This window comes from Rhodopseudomonas sp. G2_2311 (assembly GCF_047501505.1).
Lineage (GTDB): Bacteria > Pseudomonadota > Alphaproteobacteria > Rhizobiales > Xanthobacteraceae > Rhodopseudomonas > Rhodopseudomonas palustris_H.
The window spans coordinates 56,672-71,599 of sequence record NZ_JAZDRK010000011.1 but is presented as its reverse complement, the minus strand read 5'-3'; the positions used below and the strand labels follow the sequence as shown (position 1 = coordinate 71,599).

15 protein-coding genes are annotated in these 14,928 nt (G+C 64.0%); 8 read left to right on the top strand and 7 right to left on the bottom strand.

Translation table 11 applies throughout. From position 1 onward, the window contains the following. Positions 1–52: 52 nt before the first annotated feature. Entirely contained in the window at positions 53–1,054 is a 1,002-nt protein-coding gene (metA, locus tag VRZ08_RS15525; RefSeq protein ID WP_414533104.1) for a homoserine O-succinyltransferase MetA, read from the bottom strand. Between the two features lie 13 nt (positions 1,055–1,067). Further along, positions 1,068–2,369, bottom strand: coding sequence for an O-acetylhomoserine aminocarboxypropyltransferase/cysteine synthase family protein (locus tag VRZ08_RS15520; protein ID WP_414533103.1), 1,302 nt, complete (start codon positions 2,367–2,369; stop codon positions 1,068–1,070). A 262-nt stretch (positions 2,370–2,631) separates the two neighbouring features. On the opposite strand from VRZ08_RS15520, the gene VRZ08_RS15515 reads away from it, so the two are divergent. Together VRZ08_RS15515 and VRZ08_RS15510 are read left to right on the top strand one after the other, a co-directional pair. Further along, on the top strand, positions 2,632–4,449 hold the full coding sequence (locus tag VRZ08_RS15515) for a long-chain-acyl-CoA synthetase (protein WP_414533102.1): 1,818 nt from the start codon (positions 2,632–2,634) through the stop codon (positions 4,447–4,449). Between the two features lie 11 nt (positions 4,450–4,460). Continuing rightward, positions 4,461–5,330: a branched-chain amino acid aminotransferase gene (locus tag VRZ08_RS15510; RefSeq protein WP_234822282.1), complete on the top strand. Its 870-nt coding sequence runs from the start codon at positions 4,461–4,463 to the stop codon at positions 5,328–5,330. A 26-nt stretch (positions 5,331–5,356) separates the two neighbouring features. Here the strand turns inward: VRZ08_RS15510 and VRZ08_RS15505 are convergent, their stop codons facing one another. Continuing rightward, entirely contained in the window at positions 5,357–6,241 is an 885-nt protein-coding gene (locus VRZ08_RS15505; protein ID WP_414533101.1) for an acyl-CoA acyltransferase, read from the bottom strand. A gap of 100 nt (positions 6,242–6,341) precedes the next feature. On the opposite strand from VRZ08_RS15505, the gene VRZ08_RS15500 reads away from it, so the two are divergent. The 3 genes from VRZ08_RS15500 to VRZ08_RS15490 are packed head-to-tail and all read left to right on the top strand — an operon-like array spanning position 6,342 to position 8,674. Next, positions 6,342–6,587, top strand: coding sequence for an acyl carrier protein (locus VRZ08_RS15500; RefSeq protein ID WP_012497748.1), 246 nt, complete (start codon positions 6,342–6,344; stop codon positions 6,585–6,587). Further along, positions 6,574–7,950: a class I adenylate-forming enzyme family protein gene (locus tag VRZ08_RS15495; RefSeq protein ID WP_414533100.1), complete on the top strand. Its 1,377-nt coding sequence runs from the start codon at positions 6,574–6,576 to the stop codon at positions 7,948–7,950. The genes VRZ08_RS15500 and VRZ08_RS15495 overlap by 14 nt, the downstream gene beginning before the upstream one ends. Next, positions 7,943–8,674, top strand: coding sequence for an SDR family NAD(P)-dependent oxidoreductase (locus tag VRZ08_RS15490; RefSeq protein ID WP_414533099.1), 732 nt, complete (start codon positions 7,943–7,945; stop codon positions 8,672–8,674). Before VRZ08_RS15495 ends, VRZ08_RS15490 begins: the two co-directional genes overlap by 8 nt. A gap of 72 nt (positions 8,675–8,746) precedes the next feature. On the opposite strand, the gene VRZ08_RS15485 is transcribed toward VRZ08_RS15490, so the two are convergent. Beyond that, the gene (locus VRZ08_RS15485; RefSeq protein WP_414533098.1) at positions 8,747–9,688 is read right to left on the bottom strand and encodes an amino acid--[acyl-carrier-protein] ligase; all 942 of its coding nucleotides are present in this window, start codon (positions 9,686–9,688) and stop codon (positions 8,747–8,749) included. Positions 9,689–9,722: 34 nt separating this feature from the next. Then, on the bottom strand, positions 9,723–10,952 hold the full coding sequence (locus tag VRZ08_RS15480; protein WP_414533097.1) for an acyl-CoA dehydrogenase family protein: 1,230 nt from the start codon (positions 10,950–10,952) through the stop codon (positions 9,723–9,725). Between the two features lie 368 nt (positions 10,953–11,320). Between VRZ08_RS15480 and VRZ08_RS15475 the strand changes: the two genes are divergently transcribed. The 3 genes from VRZ08_RS15475 (at position 11,321) to VRZ08_RS15465 (ending at position 12,879) form a co-directional block, all read left to right on the top strand. Then, on the top strand, positions 11,321–11,593 hold the full coding sequence (locus VRZ08_RS15475) for a phosphopantetheine-binding protein (protein WP_107357084.1): 273 nt from the start codon (positions 11,321–11,323) through the stop codon (positions 11,591–11,593). A gap of 66 nt (positions 11,594–11,659) precedes the next feature. Continuing rightward, on the top strand, positions 11,660–12,115 hold the full coding sequence (locus VRZ08_RS15470) for a cupin domain-containing protein (RefSeq protein ID WP_164572321.1): 456 nt from the start codon (positions 11,660–11,662) through the stop codon (positions 12,113–12,115). Between the two features lie 176 nt (positions 12,116–12,291). Next, a complete protein-coding gene (locus VRZ08_RS15465; protein ID WP_107346145.1) occupies positions 12,292–12,879 on the top strand; it encodes a DUF2478 domain-containing protein in 588 nt (195 codons plus the stop codon). 409 nt (positions 12,880–13,288) lie between these two features. On the opposite strand, the gene VRZ08_RS15460 is transcribed toward VRZ08_RS15465, so the two are convergent. Next, positions 13,289–13,585 carry a ferredoxin family protein gene (locus tag VRZ08_RS15460; RefSeq protein WP_107346146.1) on the bottom strand — a complete coding sequence of 99 codons (297 nt, stop codon included), beginning with the start codon at positions 13,583–13,585 and terminating at the stop codon, positions 13,289–13,291. A gap of 33 nt (positions 13,586–13,618) precedes the next feature. Next, positions 13,619–14,926: an FAD-dependent oxidoreductase gene (locus VRZ08_RS15455; RefSeq protein ID WP_414533096.1), complete on the bottom strand. Its 1,308-nt coding sequence runs from the start codon at positions 14,924–14,926 to the stop codon at positions 13,619–13,621. Positions 14,927–14,928 lie beyond the last annotated feature (2 nt).

Sequence of the window (14,928 nt, the reverse complement as noted above, 5' to 3'; positions counted from 1 at the left end):
CGCGCGACCAACGCCACGCTTCATCATATGCTCGGATGAATTGGTTTGCGGCTTAATGCTCGGCCGCGAGCAGCGAGAGCCAATTACTGAATAGGGCCGCCGCAGAAGCTTCGAGCGCAGCCACCAGTCCAGGCCGGAGCGCCAACGGCGGCAGTTCAGCGATCATCTCCGGCTTACGATCCGCGCGGGCACGATCGCAAAACGCGGCGAGCCGAAGTGCCGTCTCGGCGCAGAAGTAGTTTTCCGGTGCCGCCGGACAGTCGTTGCGTTCACCGGCAAGATAGCGGCCGATGTCACGGAGGACTTCGCGCTGCAGCGTCGCGGCGTCGTACTCCGGATGGCCTTGAAAGAACACCATGCGGCTGCGGCCGTCGCGCTTGAAAACGTCGACGCTCGCTCCTACCGCCCGCGTCAGCACCTCGTAGCCGGCGGCAGACAGGTCGTCCGCGTCGAGATCGTTGAGCCGCGAATGCGAAACCCGCATCGTCGCCGGCAGGTCGTCCAGCATCGGATCCTGCTGCAGCTTCTCGACGGCATAGACCCCCGAGCACTTGCGCGGCAGTCTTCGGCGCTCGATGCCGTCGAGGTGCAGGACGGCGGCATGGGCGGCGAGACAGGACCAGATCGTCGAGCGGGTGTTGGCTTCGGCCCAATCCACCAGCCGGCGAAACTCGTCCCAATACGGCTCGTCGCGGAGTGCCGCGGTGCGCGGCTCGGCGCCGGTGACGATCAGACCGTCGAGCCGGACGCGGCCGAGATCAGCGATATCGGAATAGAGACTGTCGATGCGGTGACGGGCGGTTGGCGACCGCGGCACCGATCGCAGCGCGAAGCAATGCAGCCGAACCCGCCGGGTGCCGGCGCCGTCGCGCAGCAGCTTAGCGAATTGGCGCTCGGTTGCTCGCAACGCCGCATCGCCCATGTTGTTGACGAGACCGATCTCGATCGGCCTGCGATGATCTAATCGTCCTCGCCGGCGTCGTTCATCGCCGACGCCAGCCGGGACCAGCGCTGGGCTCGCAATCGGATCGGCAGTGTCGAACAGGAGCGTCATACGCCCTGGCCGCCTATTCGGCTGCGAGACGCGGCTGCGAACCGCAGGCTTGCGCCAGCGCCTGGTCGAGATCTTCGATGATGTCGGCGATGTGTTCGATTCCGATCGACAACCGGATCGTCTCCGGCAGCACTCCTGCTTGGCGCTGCTGCTCGGCCGACATCTGGCGATGGGTGGTCGAGGCCGGATGGCAGGCGAGCGATTTGGCATCGCCAATGTTCACCAGCCGAGTGATCAGCTTGAGCGAATCGTAGAACGCCTTGCCGCCCTCCATTCCGCCCTTAATGCCGAAGGTGAACAGCGACGATGCGCGGCCGTCGAGATACTTTTGCACCAACGGATAATACGGGCTGTCCGGGAAGCCCGTATAGTTGACCCAGGCAACGCGCGGATCGTCGCGCAGGAATTCGGCGACCTTGCGGGCGTTCTCGACATGGCGCTCCATCCGCAGCGCCACGGTCTCGATGCCCTGCAGCAGCAGGAAGGCGTTGAACGGCGACAGCACCGAGCCCATCGTACGTTGATAGATCGATCGCGCGCGCTCGACATAAGCAGTCGGCCCGAAGCGCTCCGCGTAGATCATGCCGTGATAGGAGTGGTCCGGCTGATTGAAGGCCGGAAACCGCTCAGGGTTCTTGGCCCAGTCGAACCTTCCGCTGTCGACGATGGCGCCGCCGAGCGTGGTGCCGTGGCCGCCAAGGAACTTGGTGAGCGAGTGCACCACGACATCCGCGCCAAATTCGATCGGCTTGAACAGAATCGGCGTCGCCACGGTGTTGTCGACGATCAGGGGCACACCGGCGCGATGCGCGACTTCGGCGATGGCTTCGATGTCGCAGACATTGCCGGCGGGATTGCCGATGGTTTCGCAGAACACCGCACGGGTGCCTTCATCGATCAGCCTGGCGATGTCGTCTGGCTTGTCGCTGGCCGCGAAACGGCCGGTGATGCCCTGCCGCGGCAGGATGTGCGACAGCAGCGTATGCGTGGTGCCGTAGAGCTGCGGCACCGAAACGATGTTGCCGCCGTGATCGGCGAGATTGACGAAGGCGAAATGCAGCGCGGCTTGACCGCTTGCCACTGCCAGCGCGCCGACGCCGCCTTCCAGATCAGCCACACGCTTTTCCAGCACGCTGGTGGTCGGATTGGCGATCCGAGAATAACGATAGCCCTCGGTCTCGAGATTGAACAACGCGGCGCCGTGGTCGGCGCTGTCGAACGCATAGGATGCGGTTTGATAGATCGGCACCGCGACCGCATGAGTGGTGGGTTCGGGCTCGTAGCCGGCGTGGATAGCGAGCGTCTCGTTGCGCATGAGCTCCTCCCTTCGCCGCGGCTGCACTTCAAACACAAAGCTCCGCGTCTGGCCTTTGCTAGAACGCACCGCATTAGCGGACAACACATTTCAAAAACGACGACAAACTATCCCTAATTTCGCTTGCTGATTTGAAGACAATTTGAATCGATTCCGATTTGTTTACCTTAAGCGCGCTTCGTCGAACCGTTCGCAACAAATCGCCAACTGCCCTCGCCTACAATTGCATTCAAACTCGAACGAACTTTCAGAACCGATGTCGATGACCGCGCCCGCAGCTGCAGCTATCCATCCCCCCGATACGTCGCCTGCACGCCCGTCGGTCGCCAAGAGCTGGCTGAACGCGATCGAAATCACGGCGCGGATCGAACGCGAGCCACAGCGCCTGCTTTGCGATGCGATCGCCGAGTGGTCAACACGCACGCCAAACGCGCCGGCGCTGCTCTCGGAGAATGAACGGTTCAGCTACGCGGAACTAACGCAACGGATCGATCGCTATGCGCGTTGGGCGCTGGAGCAGGGCATCGGCAAAGGCGTCATCGTCGGCCTCCTGATGTCGAACCGTCCCGACTATCTGGCGATCTGGCTCGGCATCACCAAGGTCGGCGGCGTGGTGGCGTTGCTTAACACCCAGCTGACCGGCTCCTCACTCGCCCATTGCATCGATGTCGCAGCGCCTAGCCATATCATGGTGGCGAAGGAATTGAACGACGCCTACGCCAGCGCAACACCGCATCTGGCGTCGGCGCCTCGGCTATGGCTGCATGGCGACGAGGTTGACGAGTCAGGGCTGTCCGTCGCATTGGCGACCGTGAAGGACGATCCGCTGACAGCAAATGAACGTCCCGCTGTCACCATCGATGATATAGCGCTGCTGATCTACACCTCGGGCACAACGGGCCTGCCGAAGGCAGCGCGGGTCAGTCATCGTCGGGTGATGAGCTGGGCCGGCTGGTTCGCTGGGCTCACCGGCGCGACGCCCGATGATCGCATCTACGATTGTCTGCCTATCTATCACAGCGTCGGCGGCGTGGTCGCAACCGGCAGCCTGCTGATGGCGGGCGGGTCGGTCGTGATCGCCGAAAAATTCTCTGCACGGCGGTTCTGGGACGATATCGTCCGCTACGACTGCACGCTGTTTCAATATATCGGCGAGCTGTGCCGCTATCTTGTACAGGCGCCGCATGCGCCCAACGAGACACGCCATCGCCTGCGTCTCGCCTGCGGCAACGGGCTGCGCGGCGACGTGTGGGACGCGTTTCAGGCGCGGTTCGCGATCCCGCGCATTCTGGAATTCTACGCCTCCACCGAGGGCAACTTCTCGCTCTACAATGTCGAGGGTGAGCCGGGCGCGATCGGGCGGATACCCTCATTCCTGGCGCATCGCTTTCCGGCCGCGCTGGTGAAATTCGATTTCGAAACCGGGCTGCCGATGCGAGACGGCCAAGGCCATTGCATTCGCTGCGCCCGCGGCGAGCCTGGTGAGGCGATCGGCCGGATCGGCGAGGCCGAGCGCGGCGGCGGCCGGTTCGAAGGCTACACCACCGATGGCGACAGCGAGCGCAAAATCCTGCGCGACGTGTTTGCGCCGGGTGACGCCTGGTTTCGCACCGGCGACCTGATGCTGCAGGACGCCAAGGGATTCTTCCGCTTCGTCGACCGGATCGGGGACACCTTCCGCTGGAAGGGCGAGAATGTCGCGGCGAGCGAAGTCGCCGACATACTGGCCGCCTGCCCCGGCGTGATCGACGCCACCGTCTATGGCGTCAGCGTTCCGAACCATGACGGCCGCGCCGGCATGGCAGCCCTTGTGACAGACCACGGCTTTGATCTCGCCGTGCTGCATCGGCATCTCACCGAGCGGCTGCCGGCCTATGCACGGCCGCTGTTCCTGCGGCTACGGACGGCCCTCGATCTCACCGGCACGTTCAAGCAGGCAAAGCAGCCGCTGATCGCCGAGGGGTTCGATCCGTCCGTCGTCAGCGATCCGCTCTATGTCGCCGATCTAGCCGCAGGCCGCTACGTCGCGCTCGACGCCGACATCTTCAGCCGCATTACCCGCGGCGCATTCCGATTGTGATGGACCCGACGATGCCTGCTGCCGCACCAATCAATTATTCGCAGACCTGGACCTTCTTCGAGGGCGAGTGGCACGATGGCAACGTGCCGATCATGGGGCCGCGCACGCATGCTGCTTGGCTCGGCTCGATGGTGTTCGATGGCGCGCGCGCGTTCGAGGGCGTCACGCCGGATCTCGACCGGCATCTGGCACGGATCAACTGGTCCGCGACCAACTTCCAACTGAATGCCCTGGTGGATCAGCCGACATGGCTCGGTCTGGTCCAGGACGGCTTGAAGCGGTTCGCCGGAAATGCCGAGCTCTACATCCGGCCGATGTATTGGGCGCAGAACGGTGTCGGCGGCGGCGTGCTGTTCGATCCCGACACCACCAATTGGTGCCTGTGCATCTACGAAGCCCCGATGCCGAAACCGACCGGCTTGTCGATTACGCTGTCGCCGTTCCGCCGGCCGACCGCGGAATCTGCGCCGGTGGAGGCCAAAGCCGGCTGCCTGTACCCAAACAACTCACGCGCGATGATGGAAGCCAAGAGCCGCGGCTTCGACAATTGCCTGCTGCGCGACATGCTCGGCCACATCGCCGAGCTCGGCAACTCCAACATCTTCATGGCGAAGGATGGGGTGGTCTACACGCCGGCCGCCAATGGCACCTTCCTGAGCGGCATCACCCGACAGCGCGTGATCGAACTGCTGCGCGGCGACGGCGTGACCGTGATCGAGCGTTCGCTGAGCTATCGGGATTTCGAAACTGCCGACGAGATCTTCGCCAGCGGCAATTTTGCCAAGGTACAACCAATCATTCGGATCGACGACCGCTCGCTGCAGCCGGGCCCGTTCTACGCCAAGGCGCGCAAGCTATATTGGGAATTCGCTCACGGCTGAGCGGCGCGGCCGATACCCGTCCGCGATCAGGGACCGAACAGCACCAGCTCGGTCTCGCTGAGATCGGCGAGCCGCGGCGGGTTCGGGCCCTTGTAGTACTTGCGGCCACGGGACTCGACATAGAGGCCGGTCAGTTCATCCATCGGACCGAGCGCGTCGAGAATCACGAGCGGCCGGCCGCGCCAGAGCAGCGCTCGGCCAAGCACGCCTGCGCATTGCACGAATTCGGCGACGTCGCGGCAATACACCAGCTGCATCGCGGGGAATGGGAAGCGGCCATGCTTCACCCGCTTCGGCAAAAACAGAAACGGCATCGTGCGGCCATCTGGCAGATGCACCGCGAGAGCCAGACATCCATAAGACGCATGGCTGCGGAGCAGCTCACACTCCGTCTCACTCAACCCGGCGACCACGCCGGTTGCTTCAGTCACCACCTCGACACGCGCGCCCTTTTCGGCGCGCGACAGCCACGGCAACGCGAAGAACATGCCGTTGCAGTAACGTTTGAACCCCAGCGCCTCGACAATTGGCCAAGTGTTCACCGCCGGCGAAATATTGACGTAGGTGACCTGCTTGTTCTTCTGCGCCATCGACGTCAGCAGCGTCGCATAATTGCGAAAATCGGGCTCGACGTACCAGCTCGAGACGTTGCAGCGCAGAACCTGTTCCGCTCCGGGACGACGCGCCGCGTACAGCAACAACAATGCGCCGACGGGACGGCCACCACTCTCCAGCAGATAACCGTATCGCGCGCAGCCTTCCGGCAATTCACGCGCGCCGAGGCGATGCAGTCCGCGCAACCAATAGTCGCGGCGGCGGCCCGGAAAGCCGCGCGTCAGCAGATCGGAGACAGCGTCGATGTCGGCGTCGCCGATCTCACGGCAACGTACTTTGCGGGCTTCCAAAGCCATTTACCAATCGGCCCGAATTGCAAGTGAAGCGCATGGATTTGTTTCGATTTTGCGCCATATGCTCTTTGTCTCACGGATCGATCAGAAAGGCGAAGTGTCGATGTCTGTACGGTTAACAATCGTCTCGGCGATGCAGCAGATCGCTGACGAACAAGGCTTCAAGGTTCCTGCGCTGACGGATGACCTGGTGCTACACGAATCCGGCTTCGACTCACTCGGCTTTGCCGTGCTTGTCGCGCGCCTCGAAGACGAACTCGGCATCGATCCGTTCAGCACGGCAGACGACGCCATCTTCCCGGAGACGCTCGGCGACTTCATTGGAGCCTATGAGAATGTCCCCGCGTGAGATCGTCGCGCTCCGCCACTATCTCACAACTGATCTGACCAGCCGCACGCTGTCGGACGCGACTCATGAGATCGCGTTCGCCGACATCGCGCGGGGGACTTGTCTTGCCGGCAAGCTGCCTGAGCTCGCCGGCCGTTCGGTTCTGCTATCGCTCTCGACGCAGCTCGTCACCGGACTAGCAATGATCGAACTCGACGGCGTGGCGCGGCGAATGCTGCTGTGCCCGCCGGACGTCGACATGACCTACGCCGCCGATCTGATCGCGGATGCGGAGATCGACGCCATCGTCACAGATGCGCCGGAGCGCTGGCAAGGCCTCGGCGTCGGCACCATCATCACCGCAGGCCTGCCGCCGCAGCCCGCTGCGCCCATCGCAGCCACGCATGCCACGTCGTGGTTGATGCTGACCTCCGGCACCACCGGCCGGCCGAAGATCGTCGCACACACGCTGGCAGCGCTGACCGGCGCGATCGTCGGCGACAACGTCGCGAAAGATGCGCCGACCTGGGCGACGTTCTACGACATCCGCCGCTACGGCGGCCTGCAGATTTTCCTCCGCGCCGTGCTCGGCGGCGGCTCTATGGTGCTGTCCGCACCCGGTGAAGCAATTGGCGATCATCTGGCGCGGCTCGCCGCGCGCGGTGTGACCCACATCTCCGGCACGCCGTCGCATTGGCGCAAGGCGCTGATGAATCCGGCGATCGGCTGTTTCCGCCCAGGCTATGTCCGATTGTCCGGCGAGATCGCCGACCAAGCCGTGCTCGACGGGCTCCGCAACGCCTTCCCCGATGCCTCCATTGGCCACGCCTACGCCTCGACTGAGGCCGGCGTCGGGTTCGCAGTGAATGACGGCCATGAGGGCTTTCCGGCGGCGCTGATCGGCAACGCGCCCGGCATCACCATGAAAGTGGTCGACGGCTCACTGCGGATCAAATCGACCCGCACCGCACACACCTATGTCGGCCGCAGCGCTCCGCCGCTGACCGACGCCGACGGCTTCGTCGACACCGGCGACATGGTCGAGCTGCGCGGCGATCGCTATTACTTCGTCGGCCGCCGCGACGGCGTGATCAATGTCGGGGGCCTCAAGGTTCATCCCGAGGAAGTCGAAGCCGTGATCAACCAGCATCCCTCGGTGCGGATGTCGCGGGTGCGAGCGCGGCGCAGCCCAATCACCGGCGCGCTGGTCGTCGCGGAGGCGGTGCTCGCCAGTGTGGCGGACGCCGGGCGCACAGGCGCGATCCGCGAGGCGATCCTCGCCAATTGCCGCGCCGCTCTGCCGCCGCACAAAGTCCCGGCGTCGATCCGTTTCGTGCAGCAACTCGACGTCACCGCCTCAGGAAAGCTGGCCCGCCATGCATAAGGTGGTGGTGACCGGCGGCAGCCGGGGGATTGGGCTCGCGATCGCACGGCGCCTCGCCGCGGCCGGCTACGGCGTGATCGCTGTGGCGCGGCGGGAGAGCGACGAGCTGAAGGCTGCGATCGATGAGGCTGCGAAAGGACCTGGGTCGATCGCGTTCAAGGCTTACGACCTCGGAGACATCGACGGCCTCGCCGGCTTCGCCAAGTCGCTGCGCCAGGAATTCGGCAAGATCTACGGCCTCGTCAACAACGCCGGCATCGGCGCCGAGGGCGTGCTCGCCACCATGCACAACAGCCAGATCGAGACGCTGCTGCGCATCAACGTGACCTCTCCGATCGTACTGACCAAATACATAGTCCGCCACATGATGGCCGATGGTGCCGGCCGCGTGATCAACATGTCGTCGATCATCGGCTCGACCGGCTACAATGGCCTATCGGTGTACGGCGCCACCAAGGCGGCGGCGATCGGCTTCACCCGCTCGCTCGCGCGCGAGGTCGGCCGGCTCGGCATCACCGTCAACGCGATCGCGCCCGGATTCATCGACACAGAACTGACCGCGGGACTTGCCGGCGAAGGTCGCGACAAGATAGCGAACCGGAGCGCTCTGCGCCGCCTCGCCGAAGCCGATGACGTGGCCCGAATGGTCGAGTACCTGCTCGGCGACGGCGGCCGCAATATCACCGGCTCGGTGCAAACCATTGACGCCGGGAATACGGCGTAGGTCGCGAAGTTACCGACCTCTCGTCATTCCGGGTCACGCGATATGCAAGCCCGGAATGACAATGCAAGGCCGTCAGTCGAGCGACAGCACATCGCGCACGCTGGCCGGCCAAGCACTCGTATCGATGCCGTGGGTCGCGAACAGCGCTACCGCGAGGCGATCCATGCCGAAGGCGACGCAGCCGGTGTGGGCCGGGTTGCCAGCCGCATCCTCGATGCCCCAGGTGACGCCGAAATGCTCGCGGTGATAGTTGAAGCTCATGCAGGCGGTCGGCTGCTCTTCCGACCGCAGCGGCACCAGCAGTTCGAATTTCAGCGCCTGCTGTTGCTGGCTGATCGCCTTCATCTGGCCGACGCGGCCGAAGAACGGATCGGATGCAGTCTCGACGCGGAAGGCCAGACCAAGATCGCGGGCGATCGCCTGCGCCTTCACCATCCAGCGCTCGCGGAAGTCGGCGACATCCTGCGGCGCACCGATGCAGACATATTCCCGCATCCGGAACGATTGCAGCCGGTCCAGGTGCTTCGACGGCTCGCGGCGGAAGCAATCGGCAGCGACATCGAAACGGGCACCGCCCGCCGGAAGCGGACCGCGGCTCGCCGCGATCGGATACACCGGATAGCAGGCCGCGGGTGACAGCACGAGATCGGCGGGAGACAGCGACGTGGTCCAATCGCCCCCGGAATCGAACCGGCTGACCGCCGCGTTGATCTCCTGCTCCGTGCCATGCAGGCCGCAGACGCAACCGAGCAGATTGGGGAAGCTCTTGAGATAGCCCGACCTCTCGAGCTGACGGCGGCTCATCACCGGCGGAAACCGCATCACTTCGGTGCCGTCCTCGCGATGCCGCGAGATCAGCGCCGCCAGCTTCTCGACCATGCCCTCATACAGCGCGGTGCGCGCATAGACGCCGTCGGCGCCGAGCTTGTGGAACAGATGTTCGGCCAGGTGATCTAGCGGATCGACCGACTGCAGCTTGGCTTCGGCCGGCGTGGTGCGAATCGCCATATTCATGAAGCGGCCTCCTCGTTGACGATTGACGGTCGATTTAGTCGCGCAGGCTCGCCGGCACCGGGCTCATCAGATTAGCGGTGCCGATATTGGCGAGGATCCGGTCGTTGTTGATCATTAGCGGCGCGGAGAGCACGTCGCGCAAATGACGGCCGAGGGTAAAGTCGCCATCGTTGCGATAGCCCGACAGGCCGCAGGCGCGCATCGCGCTCATCACCGTCTCGACAGCAAGCTCAGAAGCTTCGACCTTGAGCAGGTTGATCGAGGACTGGAACTCCAGCGAGCTCAGCGCGCGTTCGTCGAACTCATGCGCGGTGTAGGCGTCGAGATGCGTGGCGATCATCGCCCGCAGCTTCGTCAGCGAGCGCTTGGCGCTGGTGAAGTGCGCCGCGCCGGGCGGCATCTGCCCGCCGGCGCCGCGCGCCGCCTTGCGAACGAACGCCTGTGCCCGCTCCACTGCGGCAGCGGCGACTCCGGCCCAAGCCGACGACCAGCTCAGATGCGCCACCGGCGTCATCGTCTGCGCATGAATGCGATCGTAGGCTTCAGTGAACACCTGATCGGTACGACCAGTCGCACGCAGCTCAAAGCCGGTGCTGCAGGTGCCGCGCATGCCGAGCGTTTCCCAACCCAGCGTCGGCGTCAGCGTGTAGTCGTCCTTGGTGAACACCACCAGCACCTGATCCGAGGCGGCAGCATCGCCCGCGCGGCGCGCGATGGTCATCACGCCATCAGCTTCGGCGCCATAGGAGATCACAGTGGCGTCGCGCACCAGCGCGATGCCGGTCTCGGTGCGCTCGATCGCCGCCGCGCTGGAGCGGATGTTGCCACCATTGTTGCCTTCGGTGGTCGACGACGCCAGCAGCATCTGCTCGGCAGCGATCCGCCGCATCAGCTGCTCGTGCCAGGCGTTGCCGCGGCCGTGGCGCACCAGGCACGCCACCTTGGTTTGATGCATCGCGACGATCATCGCGGTGGAGGCGCAGGCGCGTCCGAGCGCGTAGCACATCTCGGCGATGTCATGGACCGAGGCGCTCTCGCCACCGAACTCGATCGGAATCTGCGCGCCGAGCAGACCGTACTCGCGCGCTGCATCGAGCGCAGCCTTGGGGAAACGGGCTTCGCGATCGACCGCCTCCGCATGAGCGGCGGCGATCGCCGCGACGTGAACCACACGCTGCATCAACGGCATCGGCTCGGTACCGAACTTGTCATTGGCCGGCTGAGCCGTGAAGTCGCGAACCGCGTTATCGGTGATGATCGCCATGGCGTCGTGAGCTCCCTGATGCGGACGTGCGCTGCTTGTGTCATTCGCGATCGGGATCACATCGGCTGCGCCGAACCGTCGATCGCTGCTGGTAGCAAGCTATGGATTGGTCAGGAACACGTCGAGGCGAATTCAAAGTGAATCAATTTGGATTCGAATTGAGGGTTAATCGGACTTTGCGTCGATCGTGAGAATTTTCGGAATCCTCGTTAGCGTTAAAATTCGAATGAATATGTCGGCACTCGGCAGAGCATTGTCCCCGACAGGCAGTTGCGATTACATCGCCGCAACGATAGCGAGCTGCGCGTACGGACCAAACCGTCCGAGAGGCGCGCTGAAGACTTCGAACACATCAAGGAGATCGCGTCATGCAGGCAGGCTCGGCGGCTGCGGTGGAGAGCAAGATCCTCGCTCTGGTGGAGTCGATCCTGACGCAGAACGGGCTCTCCGGCGACATCAAGCGCGACACGACGTTTGCCGATGCGGGACTGACCTCGATGGAGATGGTCAACCTGATGCTCGCCGTGGAAGCCGAATTCGACATGACGCTGCCGCAGTCCGACATCACGCCGGAGAATTTCACCTCGGCCGCGACAGTCGCGCAGCTCGTGCTGCGACGTCAGCACGCCCAGGCCGCTTAGTTACGCGAGCTTCTTTCCGGAAACGACCAGCATCACAACCGAACAACGATCAGCAGGAGACGCCTGATGCCCAACGACCTGATCCTCACCTCCCGCACCGACGTCGAGCTGAAGCCGGCGCCGATCGAGCCGTCGTGGATCATCGAAGGCAATCCGGTCGCAACGAACTGCACGCTGTCGCGCAGCGCCGATGGCATGGCGTCGACGATCATCTGGCAGTGCACCGAAGGCAAGTTCAACTGGCACTACGACATCGATGAGACCATCTGCATTCTCGAAGGCTCGGTGGTGATCGAAAGCGCCGGCATGCCGGCGAAGCGCTACGGCCCGGGTGACGTGATCTTCTTCAAGGACGGCGCCAGCGCGCGCTGGCATGTCGAAGGCCACATCCGCAAGATTGCGTTCTGCCGCCGCACCCAGCCGCGGCTGGTCGGGCTTGGCGTGCGGGTGTACGCCAAGCTGCGTTCGTTGCTGCTGCCATCCGCCAATCGGCCCGCACAGTCGCTGCTCGGCGCCAACTGAGCCGATCGCCATCGCTGCGGCGCAAGGCCGCACAAATCAAACGGCGGATCGCACGGCGATCCGCCGTTTTTCGTTCGACAGCCCTACTGAAGTCGGATTGATTTGACGCAAAGAAGCAGTTTGCGGGTTCTGGCATGTCCTAAGGCGAAAGTCGCATTTGGGGCAAAGCAGACGCGATGGACTTTTCTCACGGCAGGTCGGGACGGCCTTCGATTCTCGCGATCGTGTACACCGACGGCGCAGCCGCTTGCAGGCTGATGTCGGATCTCGGCCGACGGCTGCGCGACGCGGGCGTCGTTGTCGCCGGTCTAGTGCCGTATCAGGCGGTCGTCGATGACGGCGGCCCGCGCTGTGACATGGAAGTCGAGGAGCTGTCCTCCCACTTCATCCTTCAGCTCGCTGAGGAACGTGACAAGCAGCCCCACGGCTGCCGCGTCGATCCGGAAGCCGTGCAGGAAGCAGCCGCACTGATCGCAGCCTCGTTCCGCAACGCGCCCGAACTGCTGATCGTCAACAAATTCGGCAAGCTCGAAGCCGATGGCGGCGGCCTCAGCGACGTCATCAGCGACGCCGTGGATCAGGGGATTCCGGTCATCGTCGGCGTTCCCGAGCGGCATCTGGCGCCGTGGCGCTGCTTCACCAGTGGCCTCGCCGAAGAAGCGACGCTGGACTCGCCCCGTATTCAGCAATGGCTGGCGCGCCGCGGCTTCGGCCTGCGACGCGGCACCGTCGGCCCGCAGCACGTGCTCAACTCGGCCGCGTGAGGCGATAAGAGACGGCGGGCCCTGGCGGCCTCACGACTGAGCTGCTCGGTCGCTTGGCCCTTCCCGCTCTCCATCTGTCGCGCTTCATCGACCAATCGACGCGGTTTCCTCGTCGCACGCAATGCGCTCCATCCTGAGGAGCGAGGGCAGCGCGCGTCGCGAAGGACCCGGAGACTGACATTTGCGGCGCATGGTTCGAGACGGCGCCCCGCGTCTCCTTGCTATGCGGATGTGCCCGCCGCGAGCATACACAGCCACAACAGCAGGACCGATCTAGAAACACCAATGCCCGGGACCAGCCCGGGCATGATGTCTTGCGCGATGAAGCAACCAGGGCCGAAGCGAGCAGCCCCGGAGGCGCGGGCGGCGTCTTCTGCCCGGGCGGGCCGTCGCCCTTGGCGCAGCGCTCTCAGCCGAACTTGAACAGCACGCCGTAGCCGCCGCGCGGATAGCTCCACTCGATGTCGCCGCCGCCTTCGGCCAGCACGCGGCAGGTGCCGCATTCGACGCAGCCGTCCGGCGTCACTTCAACCTGGCCGTTGCTGTTGAGCTCGTAGCAATGCGCCGGGCAGATTTTCAGCAGCGCCAGCAGTTGCGGCGACGGCTTGGTGTGAGGCTTGACCTTGATGTGGGCGTTGCCGACGTCGACCAGATAGCGGTTCTGATACAGCTTGTCTTCGACGCGAACCGGGGCTTCCGTTGTCATCGTCCGTTCTCCGCTTTCTCGAATCCCGCTGAGTTATCGCCACGCCCGCGCGAAGCGGAACGCGTCGCCGAACAATCCGCCCCACGACCGCGCCGAAACGAACGACTTGATCGTGGTTTTTTCCTTCTCGATCTTCGGCGTGCCGTCGACCCGCACGAAGTTCTGCAGCGCCTTGTTGACGAGCTGCGGATAGGTCAGGAAGAAGTTTTGCGAGCGGATATGCAGCAGATCCGGCATATCCTTGTACTTCTTCAGATCTTTCATGACGAAGGAGTCATCCAGCATCTTCTTGTAGAGCGCGAGATTCTCCTTGGTCATCGGATCCTTGCGCGACTTCACCTGGAAGATCGCTTCGGCGGCGATCCGGCCCGAGGTCATCGCCAGGTTCGAGCCCTCGCGATGCATCGCGTTGTTGAGCTGCGCGGCGTCGCCGACCACGACCCAGCCGTCGCCATAGAGCTGCGGGATCGCCTTATAGCCGCCCTCCGGGATCAGGTGGCCGGCGTATTCCTTCACTTCGGAGCCTTCGATCAGTGTCGCTACCGATGGATGCTTCTTGAAGCGTTCAAGCAGGCCGTACGGGGTCTCGCCGGTCTTCTGGAAGTCCGACACCAGACAGCCGATGCCGATCGAGATCGACTCCTTGTTGGTGTAGATGAAGCCCATGCCGGTCATGCCCGCCGAGATCGTGCCGGCAGCCTCGATCACCACGCCCTCGTCGCCCTTCAGGTTGAAGCGGGCTTCGATGGTCTCGCGCGGCAGGAAGTGCATTTCCTTCACGGCGAGCGCGACGTTCTCCGGCGACGGACGCTCGCGCAGCTCGGCCTTGGTGCCGAGCAGGCCGTTGACGCCTTCGGCCAGCACCACGACGTCGGCATGCACCTGGCCGCCTTCACGATCGGTGATCACGCCGATCACCTTGCCGTAGGCGTCCTGCACCAATTCCTTGACGGTGGTTTCGCACAGCACGATCGCGCCGGCTTCCTGGGCCTTGCTCGACAGCCACTTGTCGAACTGAGCGCGGATGATGGTGTAGCGGTTCGGCTTCTCTTCGTTGAAGTCTTCCGATCGGTGATGCAGGCCGGTGTGCGACTTGGCGTCCATCATCCAGAATCGCTGCTCGACGAGGTGACGCTCCAGCGGCGCATCCTCACGGAATTCGGGCACCAGCTTCTCGAGCATGTCGGCATAGAGAATGGCGCCCTGCACGTTCTTCGAACCCGGATATTCGCCGCGCTCGATCTGCAGCACCTTCAGGCCGCGCTTGGCCAGGGTCAGCGCCGCGGCGTTGCCGGCCATGCCGGCTCCGACGACGATGGCGTCGAAACGTTCTTCGATCATGG